This is a genomic window from Microbacterium sp. NPDC056044, assembly GCF_042267145.1.
Lineage (GTDB): Bacteria > Actinomycetota > Actinomycetes > Actinomycetales > Microbacteriaceae > Microbacterium.
Genome location: NZ_JBHJWZ010000001.1, coordinates 519,921 through 540,666 on the forward strand (window position 1 = coordinate 519,921; position 20,746 = coordinate 540,666).

Annotated in this window: 19 protein-coding genes and 4 tRNA genes; 6 read left to right on the forward strand and 17 right to left on the reverse strand. The window is 70.1% G+C overall.

Annotation, left to right across the window (positions count from 1 at the left end):
- Positions 1-18 precede the first annotated feature (18 nt).
- Positions 19-1,314: a replication-associated recombination protein A gene (locus tag ACFC1I_RS02480; RefSeq protein WP_376006761.1), complete on the reverse strand. Its 1,296-nt coding sequence runs from the start codon at positions 1,312-1,314 to the stop codon at positions 19-21.
- A gap of 188 nt (positions 1,315-1,502) precedes the next feature.
- Between ACFC1I_RS02480 and ACFC1I_RS02485 the strand changes: the two genes are divergently transcribed.
- The 3 genes from ACFC1I_RS02485 to ACFC1I_RS02495 all read left to right on the forward strand — a co-directional run bounded on the left by ACFC1I_RS02485 (position 1,503) and on the right by ACFC1I_RS02495 (position 4,218).
- Positions 1,503-1,811 carry a dioxygenase gene (locus ACFC1I_RS02485; RefSeq protein ID WP_376006289.1) on the forward strand — a complete coding sequence of 103 codons (309 nt, stop codon included), beginning with the start codon at positions 1,503-1,505 and terminating at the stop codon, positions 1,809-1,811.
- A gap of 109 nt (positions 1,812-1,920) precedes the next feature.
- A complete protein-coding gene (locus ACFC1I_RS02490) occupies positions 1,921-3,549 on the forward strand; it encodes a DUF349 domain-containing protein (RefSeq protein WP_376006290.1) in 1,629 nt (542 codons plus the stop codon).
- 111 nt (positions 3,550-3,660) lie between these two features.
- Positions 3,661-4,218, forward strand: a complete 558-nt coding sequence (locus tag ACFC1I_RS02495; RefSeq protein ID WP_376006291.1) for a type IV toxin-antitoxin system AbiEi family antitoxin — start codon at positions 3,661-3,663, stop codon at positions 4,216-4,218.
- Here ACFC1I_RS02495 and ACFC1I_RS02500 read toward each other — a convergent pair.
- The 11 genes from ACFC1I_RS02500 to pdxS form a co-directional block, all read right to left on the reverse strand.
- On the reverse strand, positions 4,197-6,446 hold the full coding sequence (locus ACFC1I_RS02500) for a RelA/SpoT family protein (protein WP_376006292.1): 2,250 nt from the start codon (positions 6,444-6,446) through the stop codon (positions 4,197-4,199). The two genes, ACFC1I_RS02495 and ACFC1I_RS02500, sit on opposite strands and share 22 nt — an antisense overlap.
- A 54-nt stretch (positions 6,447-6,500) precedes the next feature.
- Complete coding sequence (secF, locus tag ACFC1I_RS02505; RefSeq protein ID WP_376006762.1) at positions 6,501-7,493, reverse strand: protein translocase subunit SecF; 993 nt, start codon at positions 7,491-7,493, stop codon at positions 6,501-6,503.
- Positions 7,493-9,217, reverse strand: a complete 1,725-nt coding sequence (secD, locus tag ACFC1I_RS02510) for a protein translocase subunit SecD (RefSeq protein ID WP_376006293.1) — start codon at positions 9,215-9,217, stop codon at positions 7,493-7,495. Before secD ends, secF begins: the two co-directional genes overlap by 1 nt.
- A gap of 43 nt (positions 9,218-9,260) precedes the next feature.
- A complete protein-coding gene (gene yajC / locus ACFC1I_RS02515) occupies positions 9,261-9,713 on the reverse strand; it encodes a preprotein translocase subunit YajC (RefSeq protein WP_376006294.1) in 453 nt (150 codons plus the stop codon).
- An 81-nt stretch (positions 9,714-9,794) separates the two neighbouring features.
- Positions 9,795-10,820, reverse strand: coding sequence for a Holliday junction branch migration DNA helicase RuvB (ruvB, locus tag ACFC1I_RS02520; protein ID WP_376006295.1), 1,026 nt, complete (start codon positions 10,818-10,820; stop codon positions 9,795-9,797).
- A complete protein-coding gene (gene ruvA / locus ACFC1I_RS02525) occupies positions 10,813-11,439 on the reverse strand; it encodes a Holliday junction branch migration protein RuvA (protein WP_376006296.1) in 627 nt (208 codons plus the stop codon). Before ruvA ends, ruvB begins: the two co-directional genes overlap by 8 nt.
- 62 nt (positions 11,440-11,501) lie before the next feature.
- Positions 11,502-12,074 carry a crossover junction endodeoxyribonuclease RuvC gene (gene ruvC / locus ACFC1I_RS02530; protein WP_376006297.1) on the reverse strand — a complete coding sequence of 191 codons (573 nt, stop codon included), beginning with the start codon at positions 12,072-12,074 and terminating at the stop codon, positions 11,502-11,504.
- A 76-nt stretch (positions 12,075-12,150) separates the two neighbouring features.
- Entirely contained in the window at positions 12,151-12,912 is a 762-nt protein-coding gene (locus ACFC1I_RS02535; protein WP_159844203.1) for a YebC/PmpR family DNA-binding transcriptional regulator, read from the reverse strand.
- A 73-nt stretch (positions 12,913-12,985) separates the two neighbouring features.
- Positions 12,986-13,507, reverse strand: a complete 522-nt coding sequence (locus ACFC1I_RS02540) for a hypothetical protein (RefSeq protein WP_376006298.1) — start codon at positions 13,505-13,507, stop codon at positions 12,986-12,988.
- A gap of 37 nt (positions 13,508-13,544) precedes the next feature.
- Positions 13,545-14,150, reverse strand: a complete 606-nt coding sequence (gene pdxT, locus ACFC1I_RS02545; RefSeq protein WP_376006763.1) for a pyridoxal 5'-phosphate synthase glutaminase subunit PdxT — start codon at positions 14,148-14,150, stop codon at positions 13,545-13,547.
- Positions 14,144-15,034: a pyridoxal 5'-phosphate synthase lyase subunit PdxS gene (pdxS, locus tag ACFC1I_RS02550; RefSeq protein WP_376006299.1), complete on the reverse strand. Its 891-nt coding sequence runs from the start codon at positions 15,032-15,034 to the stop codon at positions 14,144-14,146. The genes pdxT and pdxS overlap by 7 nt, the downstream gene beginning before the upstream one ends.
- Positions 15,035-15,161: 127 nt before the next feature.
- Here pdxS and ACFC1I_RS02555 point away from each other — a divergent pair, with 127 nt between their 5' ends.
- Together ACFC1I_RS02555 and pdxY are read left to right on the forward strand one after the other, a co-directional pair.
- Positions 15,162-16,505: an aminotransferase class I/II-fold pyridoxal phosphate-dependent enzyme gene (locus tag ACFC1I_RS02555; protein WP_376006300.1), complete on the forward strand. Its 1,344-nt coding sequence runs from the start codon at positions 15,162-15,164 to the stop codon at positions 16,503-16,505.
- A 7-nt stretch (positions 16,506-16,512) separates the two neighbouring features.
- On the forward strand, positions 16,513-17,364 hold the full coding sequence (gene pdxY / locus ACFC1I_RS02560) for a pyridoxal kinase PdxY (protein ID WP_376006301.1): 852 nt from the start codon (positions 16,513-16,515) through the stop codon (positions 17,362-17,364).
- Between the two features lie 50 nt (positions 17,365-17,414).
- On the opposite strand, the gene ACFC1I_RS02565 is transcribed toward pdxY, so the two are convergent.
- The 5 genes from ACFC1I_RS02565 to ACFC1I_RS02585 form a co-directional block, all read right to left on the reverse strand.
- Entirely contained in the window at positions 17,415-17,972 is a 558-nt protein-coding gene (locus ACFC1I_RS02565; protein ID WP_376006764.1) for an HIT domain-containing protein, read from the reverse strand.
- A 20-nt stretch (positions 17,973-17,992) separates the two neighbouring features.
- A complete protein-coding gene (thrS, locus tag ACFC1I_RS02570; RefSeq protein WP_376006302.1) occupies positions 17,993-19,987 on the reverse strand; it encodes a threonine--tRNA ligase in 1,995 nt (664 codons plus the stop codon).
- 224 nt (positions 19,988-20,211) lie between these two features.
- Positions 20,212-20,286, reverse strand: a tRNA-Val gene (locus ACFC1I_RS02575).
- A gap of 24 nt (positions 20,287-20,310) precedes the next feature.
- Positions 20,311-20,384: transfer RNA gene (locus ACFC1I_RS02580), tRNA-Cys, on the reverse strand.
- A gap of 52 nt (positions 20,385-20,436) precedes the next feature.
- Positions 20,437-20,509, reverse strand: a tRNA-Gly gene (locus ACFC1I_RS02585).
- A 155-nt stretch (positions 20,510-20,664) separates the two neighbouring features.
- On the opposite strand from ACFC1I_RS02585, the gene ACFC1I_RS02590 reads away from it, so the two are divergent.
- A tRNA-Val gene (locus tag ACFC1I_RS02590) sits at positions 20,665-20,740 on the forward strand.
- The last annotated feature ends 6 nt before the right edge of the window (positions 20,741-20,746 follow it).

The following is a 20,746-nucleotide window of genomic DNA, read 5'->3' on the forward strand; positions in this document are numbered from 1 at the left end:
ACGTCAACGCGCGGGGCGTCAGCCGCCGTCGAGGATGCGACGGATCTTCTCGAGGCGGGCCTGCACGTCGCGCTCGGCGCCGAGCGCCTTGGGCTGGTAGTAGCGCCGGCCGCGCAGTTCGTCGGGAAGGTACTGCTGCGCGGCGATGCCGATCTCGGCGTCGTGCGGGTACACGTACCCCTTGCCGTGGCCCAGGCGCTTCGCGCCCGGGTAGTGCGCGTCGCGCAGGTGGATCGGCACGCGGCCGAAGCCGCCCGAGCGCACGTCGGCGATTGCCGCGTCGATCGCCAGATAGGCGGCGTTCGACTTCGCCGTCGTCGCGAGATAGACGGTCGCCTCCGCGAGCGGGATCCGGCCCTCCGGCATGCCGATGAACTGCACCGCGTCTGCGGCGGCCACCGCGATCGGCAGCGCCTGCGGGTCGGCGAGTCCGATGTCCTCCGCAGCCGAGATGATGAGACGCCGCGCGATGAAGCGCGGGTCCTCCCCAGCCTCGATCATGCGCGCGAGGTAGTGGATGGCCGCATCCACGTCCGATCCGCGGATCGACTTGATGAACGCGCTGATGACGTCGTAGTGCTCGTCGCCCTGGCGGTCGTAGCGCAGCAGCGCGCGATCGACAGCCTGCGCGACGTTGTCGGCCGAGATCGCGGGGATCGCCGCGTCGTCGCCGAGTTCGTCGTCATCGTCGGGAAGGGCGAGGGATGCTGCGGCCTCGAGTGCCGTGAGCGCCCGGCGCGCGTCGCCCGAAGCGAGACGCACGAGCGCCGCGCGGGCCTCGTCGCCGAGCGCGACCGCGCCCGCGAGGCCCCGGGCATCCGTCACCGCACGGTCGAGGAGCATGCCGAGGTCTTCGTCGGTCAGCGGCTTGAGGGTCAGCAGCAGCGACCGCGACAGGAGCGGCGAGATCACCGAGAATGAGGGGTTCTCGGTCGTCGCCGCGATGAGCACGACCCAGCCGTTCTCGACGCCGGGCAGCAGGGCGTCCTGCTGGGCCTTCGTGAAGCGATGGATCTCGTCGAGGAAGAGGATCGTCGACTGGCCGTACAGGTCGCGCTGGGTCAGCGCCTCTTGCATGACCTCGCGCACGTCGCGCACACCGGCGGTGACGGCCGAGAGCTCCACGAACCGCCGGCCGGACGAGCGGGCGATCGCCTGGGCGAGCGTGGTCTTGCCGGTGCCCGGAGGCCCCCACAGGATGACCGATGTCGCGGCGCGGGCCGCGGCATCCGGATTCGCGAGTGTCACCAGCGGCGACCCCGCCCGCAGCAGGTGCGACTGGCCGGCGACCTCGTCGAGAGAGGTCGGCCGCATGCGCACGGCGAGAGGCGTCAGCCCCTGGAAGAGCGCAGTCGGACCCGTCACCACACCAGGCTAACCCGCACCCGCGACACGGGTCCTCGTGGTTTGGCCGCCGCGGTGCAGGCCCGTAGGATCAAGCCGCCCGGGCGCTGCCTGGCACGGGGCGCACGCGCCCGACACGAACGGAACGAGGAGGTCACGTGGCGACCGGTGGCAAGGACCGCGACGCGCGGGCGGCGAGGGAGCGCTCACGGCTGTACGAGGCGCGACGTCAGTTCCACGACGGCCAGGCTCACCGTCGCACGCGCGACAATCTGATCGCCGGCATCGTCGGCGGCCTGCTCGTTCTCGGCCTGATCGGCGCGCAGACGCTCTACTTCGTCGCCGGCCCCGGTGCCCCCGAGCCCTCCCCGTCGTCGACTCCGGCTCCGACCGCGACGACGCCCGAGCCGGCCCCGTCCGAGACGACCGTGCCGGAACCGTCCGCGACGCCCGCGCCGACCCCCTGACATCCGGCGTCTCACGGGAGAACTGCACCTCGGGCGGGGCATCCGCCGTACTAGGCTGTGAGCCGTCCTACTCCCTACAGACGGCGCGAGCCGCGATGAGGTGCAACACGTGACTGCCGCAGCAGACTTCCAGCCCGAGACCGACGCCCCCGAGACCACCGGGGCCGACGACAACGACACCCAGGCCGTCGCCGACGCCGCCACCGCGGCGGATGTCGCGACCGACGCCGACGCCGCGTCCCCTGAGGCATCCGCGCCCGACGACGACGCTCCGGCAGATGCCGACGATGCCACCGGGTCCGAGCGGCCGTCGCCCGACGCCCCGGCCGAGGAGTCCGCTCCCGCGGACGTCGAGGTCGAGGTCGTCGAGATCGACGTGGTCGAGGTCGTCGAGGTCGTCGAGGACTCCGAGGTCGTCGCCGTCGAGGTGGTCGGCGTCGCCGAAGTCGTGGAAGACGGTGACGTCGTCGCGGTCGAGGTCGTGGATGTCGTCGTCGAGACCGCGCCGTCCGCCGACGAGCCGTGGGGCCGCGTCGACGAGGACGGCACCGTCTCGGTCCGCGAGGCCGACGGCTGGCGCGTGGTCGGGCAGTACCCCGACGGCTCCGCCGAAGAGGCCCTCGCGTACTTCGAGCGCAAGTACACCGATCTCGCGAGCGAGGTGACGCTCCTCGAGGTGCGCCACCGCCGGGGCGGCGCGTCGGCATCCGATCTGCGCTCGACCGCTCGCACCATCAACGGGAAGCTCGACGGCGCCGCCGCCGTGGGCGACCTCGCGAGCCTCGTGGCCCGCGTCGCCGCGCTCACCGAGACGCTCGCCGCCGAGTCCGCGACCGAGGCCGTGGCCGCCCGCGAAGCGGTCGACGACGCGGTCAAGGCGCGCACCGAGCTCGTCGAGAAGGCCGAGGCCCTCGCCGCGCGTGATCCGCGCACCGTGCAGTGGAAGCAGGCCACGGCCGATCTCAACTCGCTCTTCGACCAGTGGCAGTCACAGCAGCAGAACGGCCCGCGCCTGCCGAAGTCGACGGCCCAGCAGCTCTGGAAGCGGTTCCGCGATGCACGCGCCACCGTCGACAAGCACCGCCGCGCGTTCTACGCCGAGCTCGACGAAGCGCACAAGGGCGTCCGCGACCGCAAGACGCGCCTCGTCGAGAAGGCCGAGGCCCTCGCGCCCAAGGGCGAGGACGGCATCCCCGCGTACCGCGAGCTGCTCGACCAGTGGAAGACGGCCGGGCGCGCGGGCAAGAAGGTCGACGACGCGCTCTGGGCGCGCTTCAAGGCCGCCGGCGACGCCCTCTACGGTGCGCGGATCGAGCGCGAAGCGGCGGATGCCGAAGCCTCGCGCGAGAAGATCGATCTCAAGCGTGCGCTTCTCGACGAGGCCAAGGTCGTCGGCGACGAGCGCGACATCACGAAGGCTCGCTCGATCCTCACCAGCATCCAGCGCCGCTGGGACGAGATCGGCCGCATCTTCCCGCGCGACACGGAGCGCTCGCTCGACGACGAGCTGCGTCGCGTCGAGAACGCGCTGCGCTCGCGCGAGGACGCCGACTGGAAGCGGAACGACCCCGAGCAGAAGGCGCGCGCGAACGACATGACGCGCCAGCTCAACGACGCGATCCAGAAGCTCGAGGACGAGCTCGAGGTCGCCAAGAAGTCGGGCGACAAGAAGGCCATCGCGAACGCGACCGACGCCCTCGAGGCCCGTCGCACGTGGCTGAAGGCGCTCGGCGGCTGATCCGTCCCGCCTGAGTTCACGAACCCGGTCGTCGCGTACGCGGCGGCCGGGTTCTCCACAACCCGGGGACGAGGCATCCGTCTCCCGTCCGGAGTGCGACAGACTGCCTGCGTGGGATCGCCCTTCCTCTACTTCGCCGACGAGCGGCTCTCGCACGCCGAGCTCACGGCCGCCTGCCTCGACGGCGACCTCGTCGCCCTCGGTGACGCGTACATCCCCGCCGATGCCGTCGAGACGGCGGCGCTCCGCGCAGGGTCGCTCGCCGAGACGCTGGGCGACACGCTCGCGGCGACCCACCTGTCGGCGGCCTGGGTGCACGGGGCACTCGACCTGCCGCCGTCGCGGCATGCGGTGCAGCGCGCGGTGCCGCGGCGCCTGCACGTCCTGCCGGACCGCCGGCTGGTCTACCGCGACGTGCAGGTGCCTCCCAGCGACCTGCAGCTGGTCGGGGGCGTGCTCGTCACGAGCCCCGAGCGCACGCTCACCGACCTCGCGCGCGTGGGCGACGACGAGCACATCGCGGCCGCGCGGCTTCTCGCGGACATCGAATCGGATGCTGCGGCCCGCGCGATCGCGCGGCTCGAGGCGGGGTCGCTCCCCCACAAGCGCTCGGCGCTCGCGTGCCTCCGGTCGATCGTGGCCGCGGGTCAGGACGACGTGACGCGGTAGACGTCGTAGACGGCGTCGATGCGCCGCACGGCGTTGAGCACGCGGTCGAGGTGGACGATGTCGCCCATCTCGAAGACGAAGCGGCTGAGCGCCAGACGGTCGTTCGAGGTCGAGACCGTCGCCGAGAGGATGTTGACGTGGTGCTCGCTCAGGACGCGCGTGACGTCGCTGAGAAGACCCGAGCGGTCGAGCGCCTCGACCTGGATCTGCACCAGGAAGATGCTCTTCGTCGTGGGCGCCCATTCGACGTCGATGAGGCGCTCCGGGTCCTGCATGAGGGACTTCACGTTCGTGCAGTCGGCGCGGTGCACCGAGACACCGCTGCCGCGCGTGACGAACCCGACGATCTGGTCACCGGGCACCGGCGTGCAGCACTTCGCGAGCTTGACGAGGATGTCAGGGGCGCCGCGCACGAGGACGCCCGAGTCGCCGTTGCGCGCGGCCCGGGCCCGGCCCACGACCGGCAGGTCGATCGGGCCGGTGGTGGTGTCATTGGCCGCGACGAGGGCGGTGACCTTCTCGAGGACGGACTGGGTCGAGACGTGTCCCTCGCCGACGGCGGCGTACAGCGCCGACACGTCTTCGTAGCGCAGCTGATGGGCGACCTCGGTGAAGGAGTCCTGGCTCATCAGGCGCTGCAGCGGCAGGTTCTGCCGGCGCATCGCGCGGGCGATGGACTCCTTGCCCTGCTCGATGGCCTCTTCGCGGCGCTCCTTCGTGAACCAGCCGCGGATCTTGTTGCGCGCGCGGGTGCTGCGCACGAACCCGAGCCAGTCCTGGCTGGGGCCGGCGTCGGGGTTCTTCGACGTGAACACCTCGACGACGTCGCCGCTCTTGAGCTCGGACTCGAGCGGCACGAGCCGCCCGTTGACCTTCGCACCCATCGTGCGGTGGCCGACCTCGGTGTGCACGGCGTACGCGAAGTCGACGGGGGTCGCCCCCGAGGGCAGGCCGATGACGCGGCCCTTCGGCGTGAAGACGTAGACCTCTTTCGCGCCGATCTCGAACCGCAGCGAATCGAGGAACTCGCCCGGGTCGGCGGTCTCGGCCTGCCAGTCGGAGATGTGCGCGAGCCACGCCATGTCGGTGTCGACGGACTTGGAGTCCGCCTTGCCGCCGTTCATCTGCTCTTTGTACTTCCAGTGGGCCGCGACGCCGTACTCCGCCTGCTGGTGCATCTCATGCGTGCGGATCTGGATCTCGACGGTGCGGCCGCCCGGGCCGATCACGGTCGTGTGCAGCGACTGGTAGAGGTTGAACTTCGGGGTCGCGATGTAGTCCTTGAAGCGCCCGGGAAGCGGCGTCCAGCGTGCGTGGATCGCGCCCAGGACGGCGTAGCAGTCGCGCACGCTGCCGACGAGCACGCGGATGCCGATGAGGTCGTAGATGTCGTCGAACTCGCGGCCGCGGACCACCATCTTCTGGTACACGGAGTACAGCTGCTTGGGCCGGCCCATCACGCGGCCGCGGATGCGGAGCTCGCGCAGGTCGCTGTCGACCGCGTCGATGACGTTCTGCACGTACTGCTCGCGCTGCGGCGTGCGCTGCTTCACGAGGCTGTCGATCTCGGCGTACAGCTTCGGGTGGAGCACGGCGAACGACAGGTCCTCGAGTTCGGACTTGATCGCCTGGATGCCGAGCCGGTGTGCGAGCGGCGCGTAGATCTCGAGCGTCTCGGTCGCCTTCTTGCGCGACTTCTCGGGCGGCACGAAGCCCCATGTGCGGGCGTTGTGCAGCCGGTCGGCGAGTTTGATGAGCAGCACGCGGATGTCGCGCGACATCGCGACGATCATCTTGCGGACGGTCTCGGCCTGCGCGCTCTCGCCGTACTTGACCTTGTCGAGCTTGGTCACGCCGTCGACGAGCATGGCGACCTCGTCGCCGAACTCGCTCGTGAGCATCTCGAGCGAGTACTCGGTGTCCTCCACGGTGTCGTGCAGGAGCGCGGCGGCGATCGCGCGCGGCCCGAGCCCGAGATCCGCGAGGATCTGCGCCACGGCCAGCGGGTGCGTGATGTACGGCTCGCCGCTCTGACGCAGCTGCCCGGTGTGCGCGGTCTCGGCGACCGAGTAGGCGCGTTCGACGATCGACAGATCGCCCTTCGGATGGTGCGTGCGCACCGTCCGAAGCAGCTGTTCGACGTCGTCGCGGCGGGCGGACCTCGAGAAGATCCGAGGGACCAGACGCCGGAGGGACGAGGACTGGGCGGGGGGGACGGTCTCGGTCACTCGTTCCCCTCCCCTCCGCCGGACCTCACAATCCTACGCCCGCGCGGCGAGCCCTCAGGCCGGGGTGCCCGCCAGCTCGCGCGCCGCCACGACGCGCGCGTCGCGCGTCTTGATGGCCGGCTCGTTCTCACGCAGGAGCGAGTACAGCGGCGCTGCGACGAAGATCGTCGAGTACGCGGCCACGATCGTTCCCACGAAGATCGACAGCGAGAGGTCGGTGAGCGTCTGCGCGCCGGCCCAGATGACGCCGATGATCAGGATCGCACCGGTCGGCAGGATCGCGACGACTGTCGTGTTGATCGAGCGCACGAGCGTCTGGTTCACCGCGAGGTTGACCGATTCACCGAACGTGCGCCCTGACACTTCGCCGTCTTCGCTCGTATTCTCCCTGATCTTGTCGAAGACGACTGTCGTGTCGTACAACGCGTACGACAGGATCGTCAGGAAGCCGATCACCGCCGCAGGCGAGATCTCGAAGCCGAACAGCGCGTAGATGCCGATCGTGATGATGAGCACGTCCACGAGGCCGATGATCGCCGAGAGCGACATCTTCCAGGTGCGGAAGTACAGCGCCAGGATGATCGCCGTCAGCGCCAGGAAGATCGCGAGGCCCCACAGTGACTGGCGCGTGACGTCGGCTCCCCAGCTGGGCCCGATGAACGCGTAGCTGACTTCGCTCTCGGGCACGTTGTAGGTGTCGGCGAGGGCCGCCGAGATCTCGCGGCTCTCGGCATCCGTCACCTGGTCGGTCTGGACGCGCACCGCGTCATCGCCGATCGTGACGACCTTGGTCGTCGCTTCCGGGACGACCGAGTGGACGGCGTCGGTGGCGAGCGACTGGTCGATGGGCGCGGCGACACCGCTGACCGTGAACTGCGATCCGCCCGTGAACTCGATCGAGAACTGGATGGGGCGCAGGAGCGGCACGAGCGCCGAGCCGAGCACGAGGATCGCGGCGATGAGGAACCACAGGCGTCGGCGGCCGACGAAGGGGAACGACGTCTTGCCGGTGTAGAGGTCGTTGCCGAACTGGCTCATGGAGCGCATCATTCGTCTCCCTCCTTGGGCGTCGTGCCGGGTTTCGCGCTGTCGGCGGCCGCGAGCTCCGCCTGCTTGCGCTCGGCGATGGTCTGGCGACGCGCGGCTTCACCGCGGGACTTGGCGTTGCGGCGACCTGCGGCGCCGGTGGCGAGCACCGGGTCGCGGAACTGCGCGCGCCCGCGATAGACCGCACCGAGCGCGGTGGGGTCGAGACCGGACAGCGGATGCCCCGACCCGAAGAAGCGCGTGCGCGCCAGGAGCTGCAGCACGGGGTGGGTGAACAGGATGAAGATCAGCACGTCGATCGCGGTCGTGAGGCCGAGGGTGAAGGCGAAGCCCTTCACCGTCGAGTCCGCGAGGATGTACAGCACGACGGCCGCGAGGATGTTGATCGACTTCGAGATGTAGATAGTCCGCTTCGCCCGGCCCCAGCCGTCCTCGACGGCGGCGGTGATCGACTTTCCGTCGCGCAGCTCGTCTCGGATGCGTTCGAAGTAGACGATGAACGAGTCGGCCGTGAAGCCGATGGTCACGATCAGGCCCGCGACACCGGCGAGCGAGAGGCGGAAGCCCATGCGCCACGCCAGGATGCACAGCGTGACGTACGTGAGCACCGCCATCACCGCGAGCGAGGCGATGATGATGAAGCCCAGCGCGCGGTAGATGATCAGCGAGTAGATCGCGACCAGGATCAGACCGATCAGACCGGCGATGAGGCCGATCTGCAGCTGCTGCGAACCGAGCGTCGCGGAGATCGAGTTCGAGCTCTCCACCGTGAAGCTCAGCGGCAGTGCGCCGTACTTGAGCTGGTCGGCGAGAACCTTCGCGGACTCCTGCGTGAAGCTGCCCGTGATGCTCGGCTTGCCGTCGAGGATCACGCCGTTCATCGACGGTGCCGACAGGACGTAGCCGTCGAGCACGAAGGCGAACTGGTTCAGCGGCGCCTGCGCGCCGTACAGGCGCTGGCTGATCTCACCGAACGTCTGGGTGCCCTCGGAATCGAACGAGAGGTTGACCGCCCACAGGCCGTTGTTCTGCTGCAGGCCGAAGGTGGCGTCGTCGATCGACGAGCCGTCGAGCTCGACCGGGCCGAGGATGTACTTGACCGTGCCGTCGGCGTCACACGTGATGAGCGGCTCGTCGGCCGGCGCGTTGGCGGGGTCGTTGGCCGGATCGGCGCAGTCGTACGCCTGGAACTCGGCCTGCAGGGCCGGCGTGATCCACGCGAGGTCGCTGCCGTTCGTCGGCGACGTGGTGGGCGTCGCCTGCAGCGACGGGTCGGGCGTGGGGTAGGGCGTGGTCTTGCCGTCGTCTCCCACGAACGTGTTGGCAGGCGCGCCCGCGTAGAGGACGGCGCGGAGCTGGAGCTGCGCCGAGGCCTCGATGCGGTTGCGGGTCTCCTCGTCGGCCTGACCGGGGATCTGCACCACGATCTGGTTGCCGCCCTGGGTGGTGACGTCGGCCTCGCCGACGCCCGAGGCGTCGACGCGCTGGCGGATGATCGTCACGGCCTGCTGCATCTGCTCGGTCGACGGGTCGGCGCCGTCCTCGGTCTGCGCCTCGAGGACGATCTGCGTGCCGCCCTGGAGATCGAGCGCGAGCGCCGGGGTCCACGAGCTCTGCCCGAACACGTACACGCCGAGCGCGTTGATGCCGAACAGGAGCGCCGTGATCGCGAGGAGTCCGGTCAGCGCGCGCCATGCATGCCGGACGGGGGTGGAAGTCGCCACGTCTTTGCTTTCTTGAGAGCCCGAACGGGCGAACGGAGGGGCGTCAGCCCTGCGACTTGGGGCCGGTCTCGGCGTCGGGGTCGGTCTTCTCCTTGCCCGCGGCGCTGATCTGGTCGTCGCTGATGGACGTGATGTCGCCGTTGGCCACACCCTCGGCGTACTCGGCGTGGCTCTCTTCGGCGGCGAGGTACTCGTCCTCGGTGACCGCGTGCTCGCCGGGGTTCACGACGCGGAGGATCGCCTGGCTGTGCACCTTGATCTCGACGCCAGGGGCGAGCTCGACGATCGCGGGCTGGTCGAGGTTCTCGGCGTCGTAGGAGATGATCGTGCCGTACAGGCCGCCCTGGAGCAGCACCTCCGAGCCGGGAACGGTCTGACGCGCCTTCTCCTCCTGCTCGGCCTTCTGCTTCTGCATGCGACGACGGGAGCTCCAGAACATGAAGACGAGGAGAACGACCAGCAGAATGATCAGGCCGTAGTTGCTCAGGAAGTCCATGGAGCGGAAGCACCTTTCGGGTCAGGCAGGCGCCGGGGCGGCGCTGCCTTGCAGGGAGGGATGGGTGTGAACCTCCAGCGATTATAGGTCATCGAATCCCAGCACCGAGTCGGCCTGCGGCACCCCCAGGTGGGCGTAGGCGTCGGGCATGGCGATGCGTCCGCGGGGGGTGCGGCCCATGAAGCCGATGCGCACGAGGTACGGCTCGACCACCGACTCGATGGTGTCGGGCTCTTCGCCCACGGCGACGGCGAGCGTGCTGAGTCCCACCGGCCCGCCGCGGAAGCGCCGCACCAGCATGTCGAGCACTGCGCGGTCGAGCCGGTCGAGCCCGATCCGGTCCACGTCGTAGAGGTCGAGCGCGGCGTCGACCGCCGCGATGTCGGCGCCGGTGCGGCCGTGGACGACGAGGTAGTCGCGTACGCGCCGCAGCAGGCGGTTCGCGATGCGGGGTGTCCCCCGTGAGCGCCGGGCGATCTCGGCCCGCGCCGCGGGCGGCAGCGAGACGCCCAGCATGACGGCGGAGCGCTCGATCACCCGCTCGAGCTCTTCGGGCTCGTAGTACTCGAGGTGCGCGGTGAAGCCGAAGCGGTCGCGCAGCGGATTGGGCAGGAGGCCCGACCGCGTCGTCGCGCCCACGAGGGTGAACGGCGACAGATCGAGCGGGATGCTGGTCGCACCGGCGCCCTTGCCCACCATGATGTCGATGCGGAAATCCTCCATGGCGAGGTACAGCATCTCTTCCGCGGAGCGCGCCATGCGGTGCACCTCGTCGATGAAGAGGACCTCGCCCGGCGTGAGGCTCGACAGCAGCGCGGCGAGGTCGCCCGCGTGCTGGATGGCGGGGCCGCTGGACAGTCGCAGCGGGCGCCCGCTCTCGTAGGCGACGATCATCGCGAGCGTCGTCTTGCCGAGTCCCGGCGGACCCGACAGGAGGATGTGGTCGGCCGGGCGCTGCTGGATGCGCGCCGCGTCGAGCAGCAGCTGCATCTGACCGCGCACCTTCTGCTGGCCGACGAACTCCGCGAGCGACGTCGGGCGCAGCGCACCCTCGATCGCGAGCTCGGACTCGTCGACGGGCTCCTCGGCTTCGCGCACGTCAGCCACTCACGGTCTCCTTCCGGGCGGGGCCGAGGGTCGCGAGCGTGAGGCGCAGCAGCGCCGGCACCGACCCCCGATCCTGCTCGGGCGCGTCGGCGGCCACGGTCTCGACGGCGTCCACGGCGACCCGCTCGGACCAGCCGAGACCCACGAGGGCCTGCACGACCTGTGCCGGGATCGCGGCGGAGGCTGCGGCATCCGTCCCTGCAGAACCCGTGGGGCGTGTCACCGCGATCTTGCCGGCGAGCTGCACCACGATGAGCTTCGCCGTCTTCGGGCCGATGCCCGAGACGCGGCGGAAGGGGGCGTCGTCGTCCGCCGAGACGGCGTCGGCGATCTGCGGCACCGTCAGCGTCGCGAGCACGCCGAGTGCCGACTTCGGCCCCACGCCGGTGACGCCGAGCAGCTGGCCGAACACGACGAGCTCTTCTCGCGACTCGAAGCCGAACAGCGACAGCGCGTCCTCCCGGACGATGAGAGTGGTGTGGAGGGTGACGGTGTCGCCCAGGTGCGTGGTGCGGGCGACCTGGGGCGTCACGGCGACGTGGAGGCCGACTCCCCCGACCTCGACGACGACCGCATCCGCATCGACGTGCACGGCGGTGCCGCGGACTGAGGAGATCATGCGTCGAGCCTACGCGGCGGTTCGGACGTTTGTTCGAGCGACACGCACGGCCGTGCCGGGCTTCATCGCCGGGCGAGTCGCTCCGCGTCGGCCCACGCGCGCTGCGCGGGAGTGAGCGGGCCGGATGCGGCGGCACGGGCCGGTGCGCCGCGCCATGCGTGGCACAGCGCGAGGGCGAGGGCATCCGCCGCGTCGGCGGGTTTCGGCAGCTCGTCGAGCCGGAGCACGCGCGCCACCATGGTCTGCACCTGGCGTTTGTCGGCGTTGCCGTACCCCGTGATGGCCGCCTTCACCTCGGACGGGGTGTGCGTGGCCGCCGCGAGCCCGCGCTCGCCCGCGACGAGCAGGGCGATGCCGCTGGCCTGCGCGGTGCCCATCACGGTGGCGCGGTTGTGCTGCGCGAAGACCCGCTCCACCGCGACCACATCGGGTTCATGCGCGTCCACCACGGCGCGCAGCCCGGTCGCGATGAGCGCGAGCCGCTCCTCGATCGGCATCGCCGGATCGGAGCGCACGACGCCCACATGCACGAGCACCGCCGAGCGGTCGAGTGCCACGTCCACGACGCCGACACCGCAGCGCGTCAGGCCCGGATCGATTCCGAGCACGCGCAGACGACCGCGGGAGGATGCCACTCCCCCACGCTAGGCGAGGAGGACGGATGCTGCGGCCAGGCGCGCCCGGCCGCGGCATCCGTCCTCCGCTCCGAGGTCAGTCCTCGTCGTTCTCGAGCTCGGCCTGCACCTCGGCGGTGAGGTCGAAGTTGCTGTAGACGTTCTGGACGTCGTCGCTGTCTTCGAGGGCGTCGATGAGACGGAAGACCTTGCGGGCCGTGTCGGCGTCGACCTCGACCTTGAGGTTGGGGACGAACTCGACGTCGGCCGACTCGTACTCGATGCCCGCGTCCTGGAGGGCGGAGCGCACCGTCACGAGGTCGGTCGCCTCGGTGATGACCTCGAAGCCCTGCGCGTGCGGCTCGACCTCTTCGGCGCCGGCCTCGAGGACCGCGAGCATGACGTCGTCCTCGCTGGTGCCCTCGCCGCCGACGACGATGACGCCCTTGCGGGTGAAGTTGTACGCGACGCTGCCCGGGTCGGCCAGCGTGCCGCCGTTGCGGGTGAGCGCGGTGCGCACCTCCGCCGCGGCGCGGTTCTTGTTGTCGGTCAGACACTCGATCATGAGGGCGACGCCGTTGGGGCCGTACCCCTCGTACATGATCGAGGCGTACTCGACCGACTCGCCGCCGATGCCGGCGCCGCGCTTGATGGCGCGGTCGATGTTGTCCTTCGGGACCGACGTCTTCTTCGCCTTGAGCACGGCGTCGAACAGGGTCGGGTTGCCCTGCAGGTCGGGCCCGCCGAGCTTGGCGGCGACCTCGATGTTCTTGATGAGCTTGGCCCACGACTTCGCACGGCGCGCGTCGATGACGGCCTTCTTGTGCTTGGTCGTCGCCCATTTGGAATGCCCGGACATGGTCCTCCTGTATTCACGCTCGTCGGGTGCGGGCGCCTGAACGCCTCGTCCGACGGACTAGTTTATCCCCGCGCTACAGCGCGAACTCGAAGCCGAACCGCGACGACAGCAGCGCCACCAGGTCGCGCGGGACCTTCGTGAGGTATGCGGGAGCCGGTGCGAGCGTCTCGGCCGTGCCGATGAAGGGGAAGTAGACGGGGCCCTCGGTGAGCTCCTCCACCCGGTCGCGCACCGACACGATCTCGCTGCCGACGCGGCGCAGGCTCAGCAGGGTGATCGGCGAGGCGAGCCGCAGCGTGTCGCTGATCGGCATGCGCCAATGCGGAAGGTCGTCGCCGCGGCGATCGCGGGTCTCCTCCCCCAGCGGGCCGAGCACACGGCCCCACGCGGCGATGCCGGGGACCGGCAGCGTGCGATCCCACACGAACAGGGTGTCGCCCGGCTCGGTGAAGCCGACGAGCTCGTGCGACCATTCGAACCGGCGCTCGTCCTGGGCCTTCGGGGCCGAGAGGGCGTCGCCGACGATGCCGCGCGACGGGGCGATCATCCAGTACCGCTCCTCGGGGTGCTCGCGCCACCAGTCGTTGATCGTCATGCTGCAGAACCTACCCCGGTGGGTCTCCTGCGTCCCGTCACCGCACGCGATCGCGGACCATGTCGAGGAACAGCCGGTGGAAGCGGTGCTCGCCCGTGACCTCGGGGTGGAACGAGGTGCCCAGCAGGGAGCCCTGCCGGACGGCGACGACGCGGCCGTCCTCGAGGACGGCGAGCCGCTCCACGCCCTCGCCCGACTCCTCGACGAGGGGCGCGCGGATGAAGACCGCATGCACGGGCGGATCCCCGAGCGCCGCGATGTCGAGGTCCACCTCGAACGAGTCCACCTGGCTGCCGAAGGCGTTGCGGCGCACGGTGACGTCGAGGCCGCCGAAGGTCTGCTGGCCCTCGATGCCGTCGGTGATGCGGTCGGCGAGCAGGATGAGGCCCGCGCACGTGCCGTACACCGGCATGCCGTCGGCGATCGCGGCCCGCACCGGCTCGCGCATGCCGAACGCGCGCGAGAGCTTGTCGATCACGCTGGACTCGCCGCCCGGGAGCACGAGGCCGTCGACGGCGGCGAGCTCCTCGGGGCGGCGGACCTTCGTGACCTCGGCGCCCAGGTCCGTGAGCACGCGCACGTGCTCACGGACGTCGCCCTGCAGCGCCAGGACGCCGACGCGCGGCGCCGTCGTCGTCACCAGCCGCGCTCGGCGAGACGGTGCGGCGCGGGGAGATCGGCGACGTTGATGCCGACCATGGCCTCGCCGAGCCCGCGCGACACCTCCGCGATCACCTTGGGGTCGTCGTAGAACGTCGTCGCCTTCACGATGGCCGCGGCGCGCTGGGCGGGGTTGCCGGACTTGAAGATGCCCGAGCCGACGAACACGCCGTCGGCGCCCATCTGCATCATCATCGCGGCATCGGCGGGAGTGGCGACGCCGCCCGCGACGAAGAGCACGACGGGGAGCTTGCCGGTCTCGGCGATCTCGGCGACGAGGTCGTACGGCGCCTGCAGCTCCTTCGCGGCGACGTAGAGCTCGTCCTTCGTCATGGAGCGCAGCACGTTGATCTCGCTCGTGATCTTGCGGATGTGCTTGGTGGCCTCCGACACGTCGCCGGTGCCCGCCTCGCCCTTCGAGCGGATCATCGCCGCGCCCTCGTTGATGCGTCGCAGTGCCTCGCCCAGGTTGGTGGCGCCGCACACGAACGGCACCGTGAAGTTCCACTTGTCGATGTGGTTCACGTAGTCGGCGGGCGAGAGCACCTCGGACTCGTCGATGTAGTCGACTCCGAGCTCCTGCAGCACCTGCGCCTCGACGAAGTGGCCGATGCGCGCCTTCGCCATCACCGGGATGGAGACGGCCTCGATGATGCCGTCGATCATGTCGGGGTCGCTCATGCGCGAGACACCGCCCTGCGCGCGGATGTCGGCGGGCACGCGCTCGAGCGCCATGACGGCGACGGCGCCGGCGTCTTCGGCGATCTTCGCCTGGTCGGCGGTGACGACGTCCATGATGACGCCGCCCTTGAGCATCTCGGCGAGGCCGCGCTTGACGCGGTCGGTTCCCGTGTCGGCAGTGGTCACGAGCTTTCCCTTCGATCGGAGCGCGGACGCGCAACGGGTGAGGACAATGCGGGTATTGGCCTAGGCCAAAAGATAGCATGGGCTGGGCCGTACACTCGGCGGGGCAGGACGTCACGGAAGGGCGGGCATGGACCTCGACATCAGCGGGCGATCCGCCTCCGAGATCGCCGAGAGCCTGCGGGCCCGCATCGAGCGCGGCGAGCTGCATCCCGGCGACATCCTGCCGCCGGTTCGCACCCTCGCCGACGATCTCGGCGTCAACCGCAACACGGTCGTCGCGGCGTACCGCCAGCTCACCCAGGCCGGCGTCATCGTCACGCGCGGAAGGGGTGGCACGCGCGTCGCCGACCTCTCCCCCGTCGCGCAGGAGGGCTTCGCCGCCGGCAGCGTCCTGCGCGACGTCGGCACCGGCAACCCCGACCCCGCGCTCATCCCCGATCTGTCGGGTGCGCTGGCGACGATGGCGGGCCGGCCGGTGCTGTACGGCGAACCCGTCATCGACCCCGGGCTCGAGCGCTGGGCGCTCGCGTGGATGCGAGAAGGGCTGGCGCCCGCCGCCGACCTGCGGCTCACCATCACCAGCGGCGCCGCCGACGCGGTCGAGCGGCTGCTCGCCCAGGCGCTCACCCGCGACGACGCCGTCGCACTCGAGGACCCGTGCTTCCTCACCAGCATCCACACCGTGAGGATCGGCGGCTATCGCCCCGTGCCGGTTCCCGTCGACGACGAGGGCATGACCGTCGAGGGACTGCGCGCAGCGCTCGAACAGGGCGTGCGCGCGGTCGTCCACACGCCGCGGGCGCAGAACCCGACGGGTGCCAGCCTGTCGGCGCGCCGTGCCGAGGAGCTGCGGGCCGTGCTCAGCGATCACCCCTATGTGCTCGTGATCGAGGACGACCATTTCTCGCTCCTGTCGCGGCGGCCGTTCCACTCGCTGATCGCTCCCGCTCACCGCCGCTGGGCGCTCGTGAGGTCGGTGTCGAAGTTCCTCGGACCCGACATGTGCCTCGCGGTCACGGCATCCGATCCCGAGACCGCGGAGCGGCTCGCCATGCGCCTCACCCCCGGGACGACGTGGGTGAGCCACCTGCTGCAGCGGCTCACGCTGGCGTTGGTGACGGATGCTGCGACCGCGGCGGCGATCGAACGCGCCGGTGCGCACTACGCGGCGCGCAATGCCGCGTTCGTCAAACGGCTCACGAACGAGGGCGTCCCGGCGGAGGCGGGTGACGGGCTGAACCTGTGGATCCCCCTTCCCGTGCCCGCGCGCGCCGTGTCGGAGCAGCTCATGCGGCGTGGATGGCTGGCGCGCGCGGGCGACGACTTCGTCCTCGGCGACGGCGGGCCCTCGCGCCGCCTGCGCCTCACGGTGCACGACCTCGACGACGCCGACGCCGAACGGCTCGCCGTCGACGTGGCCGCCGCCGTGCACGCGGCCGGTGGACGGCTCGTCACCCGCGAAGTGGCATGATCGAGCGGTGAAGATCCTCTCGATCCAGTCCGCGGTCGCCTACGGCCACGTCGGCAACTCCGCCGCCGTCTTCCCGCTGCAGCGCATCGGCGTCGAGGTCATGCCCGTGTACACGGTCAACTTCTCGAACCACACCGGGTACGGCGCGTGGCGCGGTCCGATGATCAGCCCCGACGACGTCCGCGACGTCATCCAGGGCATCGAGGACCGCGGCGTCTTCCCCGAGGTCGACGTGGTGCTCTCGGGCTACCAGGGCGGCGAGGGCATCGCCGACGTCATCCTCGAAGCGGTCGCGCGCGTCAAGCAGGCGAACCCGTCCGCGATCTATGCGTGCGACCCGGTGATGGGCAACGCCAAGTCGGGGTGCTTCGTGGCCCCCGCGATCCCGGTGCTGCTGCGCGATCGCGTGGTCCCCGCCGCCGACATCATCACGCCGAACCAGTTCGAGCTGGGCTTTCTCACCGAGACCGATCCGTCCGACCTCGACTCGACGCTCGCGTCCGCCGACGCCGCTCGCGCGATGGGCCCGAGCACTGTGCTGGTGACGAGCGTCGAGCGCCCGGATCGCGCCGAGGGCACGATCGAGATGCTCGCGGTCACCGACGACGGCGCGTGGATCGTGCAGACGCCGCACATCCCGATGAAGGCCAACGGCTCGGGCGACGTCACGGCGGCGCTGTTCACGGCGCACTACCGCCGCACCGGCGACGCGGCCGACGCCCTCGCCCGCACGACGTCGAGCGTCTACGACCTGCTCGAGCGCACCCACGCCTCGGGCGAGCGCGAACTCCAGCTCGTCGAGTCGCAGGACGCCTACGCGAACCCCCGCCTGCAGTTCGAGGTCACGCGGGTCCGCTGACGCATCGAGCGGAACGGATGCCGCAGGCCGCGGCATCCGTTGCTCTCACCTCACGCGTTCCAGGCGTCCCAGACGGCGCGGCGCACGTCGCCGAGCAACTGCGGGAGCGCCTTCGTCTTCGCGATGATCGGGAAGAAGTTCGCGTCAGACGACCAGCGCGGCACGATGTGCTGGTGCAGGTGCTCGTCGACGCCGGCGCCGGCCACGTGGCCCTGGTTCATGCCGATGTTGAAGCCGTCGCAGCGCGAGACCTGCCGGAGCACGCGCATGCCCTGCTGCGTGAGCAGCCCGATCTCGGCGACCTCTTCCTCGGTCGCCTCGTCGTAGGTCGCGATGTGGCGGTACGGGCACACCAGGAGGTGGCCGGAGTTGTAGGGGAAGAGGTTCAGCAGCGCGTAGGCCGTCTTGCCGCGGAACACGATGAGGCCGTCCTCGTCGGACTTCTCGGGCGCCTCGCAGAACGGGCACGCCTTGCGCAGCACCTCCGGCCCCGCCTGGATGTACGCCATGCGGTGCGGCGTCCAGAGGCGCTGGAACTCGTCGGGGACCCCCGCGAGCGTCGCGGCGTCGACGAGCGCCGGGTCGGCAGCATCCACTCCCGGCGCCACCGACCCGACCTCGTCGGAGCTCACGCGAAGTCCTCGGCCGTGTTCACCAGCGCGTGGGACGCGATCGCCTCGCGGACCCGCCGGACGGCGTCCGCGATCGGCACGCCGTTCTCCTGCGAGCCGTCGCGGAAGCGGAACGACACGGTGCCGCCGGCCTGGTCCTGCGCGCCCGCGATGAGCTGGAGCGGCACCTTCTGCGTGGTGTGCGTGCGGATCTTCTTCTGCATGCGGTCGTCGGAGTGGTCGAGCTCGGCCCGCACGCCCTCGGCCTTCAGCTGGTCGATGACCTCGCCGAGGTAGTCCGCGAAGTCCTCCGCGACGGGGATGCCGACGACCTGGACGGGCGACAGCCACACCGGGAACGCCCCGGCGTAGTGCTCGAGCAGGATCGCGAAGAACCGCTCGATCGAGCCGAAGAGCGCACGGTGGATCATGATTGGCCGCTTCTTCTGGCCGTCGCGGTCGGTGTACTCGAGCTCGAAGCGCTCGGGCAGGTTCGGGTCGACCTGCACCGTCGACAGCTGCCAGGTGCGGCCGATCGCGTCACGCGTCTTGAGGTCGATCTTCGGGCCGTAGAACGCGGCCTCGCCGGGCACCTCGGTGAGCTTCTGACCGCTCGCGACCGCGACGTTGCGGAGGGCATTCGTGGAGTAGTCCCAGAACTCCTCCGAGCCGATCCACTTGTCCTTCTCGTCGTCGCGCATCGACAGCTCGAGCTCGAAGTCATCGAGGCCGAAGTCGCGCAGCATCGAGATGACGAATCCGAGGACGCGGGTCGCCTCCTCCTCCAGCTGCTCGGGGGTGACGAACAGGTGCGAGTCGTCCTGCGTGAAGCCGCGCACGCGGGTGAGGCCGTGCAGGGCGCCCGACAGCTCGTTGCGGTACACCGTGCCGTTCTCGGCGAGGCGCATCGGCAGGTCGCGGTAGCTGCGCGCGCGCTCCTTGTAGATCAGGATGTGCATCGGGCAGTTCATCGGCTTCAGGTAGTAGTCCTGGCCGTGCTTGGTGATCTCGCCGTTCTCGTCGCGCTCCTCGTCCATCACGATGGGCGGGAACATGCCCTCCTTGTACGTGACGAGGTGGTTCGAGGTGAGGAACAGGTCCTCCTTCGAGATGTGCGGCGTGTACACGTAGGTGTAGCCGCCCTCGATGTGCCGGCGACGGGCGTGCTGCTCCATCTCGCCGCGGATGACGCCGCCGCGCGGGTGCCACACCGACAGGCCCGAGCCGATCTCGTCGGGGAACGAGAACAGGTCGAGGTCCTTGCCGAGCTTGCGGTGGTCGCGCTTGGCGGCCTCCTCGAGGCGGGTCTGATACGCGCGCAGCTCGTCCTTGGTCGGCCACGCGGTGCCGTAGATGCGCTGCAGCTGCGGGTTCTTCTCGCTGCCGCGCCAGTACGCGCCGGCGATGCGCTGCAGCGCCCAGCCGTTGCCGATCATGCGGGTGTTCGGCAGGTGCGGGCCGCGGCAGAGGTCCTTCCACACCGTCTGGCCGTCGCGGTCGACGTTGTCGTAGATCGTCAGCTCGCCGGCGCCGACCTCGACGGAAGCGCCCTCCGTCTTCTCGGCTCCCCCGCCCTTGAGACCGATGAGCTCGAGCTTGAACGGCTCGTCGACGAGCTCGACACGCGCCTCCTCGTCGCTCACGACGCGGCGGACGAAGCGCTGACCCTCGCGGATGATGCGCGCCATCTCCTTGTCGATGGCCTTGAGGTCCTCCGGGGTGAAGGGGTGCTCCACTCCGAAGTCGTAGTAGAAGCCGTCGGTGATGGGCGGGCCGATGCCGAGGTTGGCCTGCGGGTTGATGCGCTGTACGGCCTGGGCGAGGACGTGCGCCGTGGAGTGGCGCAGGATCGCGAGGCCGTCGGGGCTGTCGATGGTGACGGGCTCCACAGCATCCGTCTCCTCCACCACCGTGGCGAGGTCTTTCAGCTCGCCGTTCACGCGAAGGGCGACCACGGAGCGGTCGGGGAACAGGGCGAAGCCGTCGGCGGGATAGGGCACAGCGTCAGTCACGGAAACTCTCCTGGGAATGGCTCGGATTCAAGGCTACTCAGCTTCGGACGCGCGACGCGCCCCGCCCGCTCAGGCGCCGAGCGTTCGCGTGACGGTCTTCACTGCCGCTGCGGCGGTCGACCAGACGAGTTCCACGCGACGAGTCTAGCCAGTGGTTCTGTCGAGGCGGGCATCGGAACGCGGCGCAGGAATGCGAAAACCCCCGCCGAAGCGGGGGTTTCAGGTGGTGCGCGATACTGGGATCGAACCAGTGACCTCTTCCGTGTCAGGGAAGCGCGCTACCGCTGCGCCAATCGCGCCCGTGAAGGGCTATTCAGTTCGAGTGGAGGTGGCGACGGGATTCGAACCCGTGTAAACGGCTTTGCAGGCCGGTGCCTAGCCGCTCGGCCACGCCACCGCGTGTGGTTTGACCCCACGTGCCGTGGCCCCCGAAGAGACCCCTGCACTCGAGCGGATGACGAGACTCGAACTCGCGACCCCAACCTTGGCAAGGTTGTGCGCTACCAACTGCGCTACATCCGCATTTCGTTCCCGGCTTGTTCACCCGGGCACTTGAAAGACTCTAACCGATCCTGGGCGTCCTGCAAAACCGCGTGCACCCCGCGCGTGTCTCGCCGATGTGGTTCGAGGCACCGTCCCGCATCCGGTAAGGTTGTTACTCGTCCCCCTCGGGGAACGGGCGATTGGCGCAGTTGGTAGCGCGCTTCCTTCACACGGAAGAGGTCATCAGTTCGAGTCTGGTATCGCCCACCACCACAG

Bases quoted from the DNA above. Each gene is read 5' to 3' on its own strand.
- ACFC1I_RS02480 (WP_376006761.1), bottom strand. From the start codon at position 1,314: ATGCGGCCGACCTCTCTCGACGAGGTCGCCGGCCAGTCGCACCTGCTG.
- secF (WP_376006762.1), bottom strand. From the start codon at position 7,493: ATGCGCTCCATGAGCCAGTTCGGCAACGACCTCTACACCGGCAAGACG.
- yajC (WP_376006294.1), bottom strand. From the start codon at position 9,713: ATGGACTTCCTGAGCAACTACGGCCTGATCATTCTGCTGGTCGTTCTC.
- ruvA (WP_376006296.1), bottom strand. From the start codon at position 11,439: ATGATCTCCTCAGTCCGCGGCACCGCCGTGCACGTCGATGCGGATGCG.
- ACFC1I_RS02535 (WP_159844203.1), bottom strand. From the start codon at position 12,912: ATGTCCGGGCATTCCAAATGGGCGACGACCAAGCACAAGAAGGCCGTC.
- ACFC1I_RS02540 (WP_376006298.1), bottom strand. From the start codon at position 13,507: ATGACGATCAACGACTGGTGGCGCGAGCACCCCGAGGAGCGGTACTGG.
- ACFC1I_RS02555 (WP_376006300.1), top strand. From the start codon at position 15,162: ATGGACCTCGACATCAGCGGGCGATCCGCCTCCGAGATCGCCGAGAGC.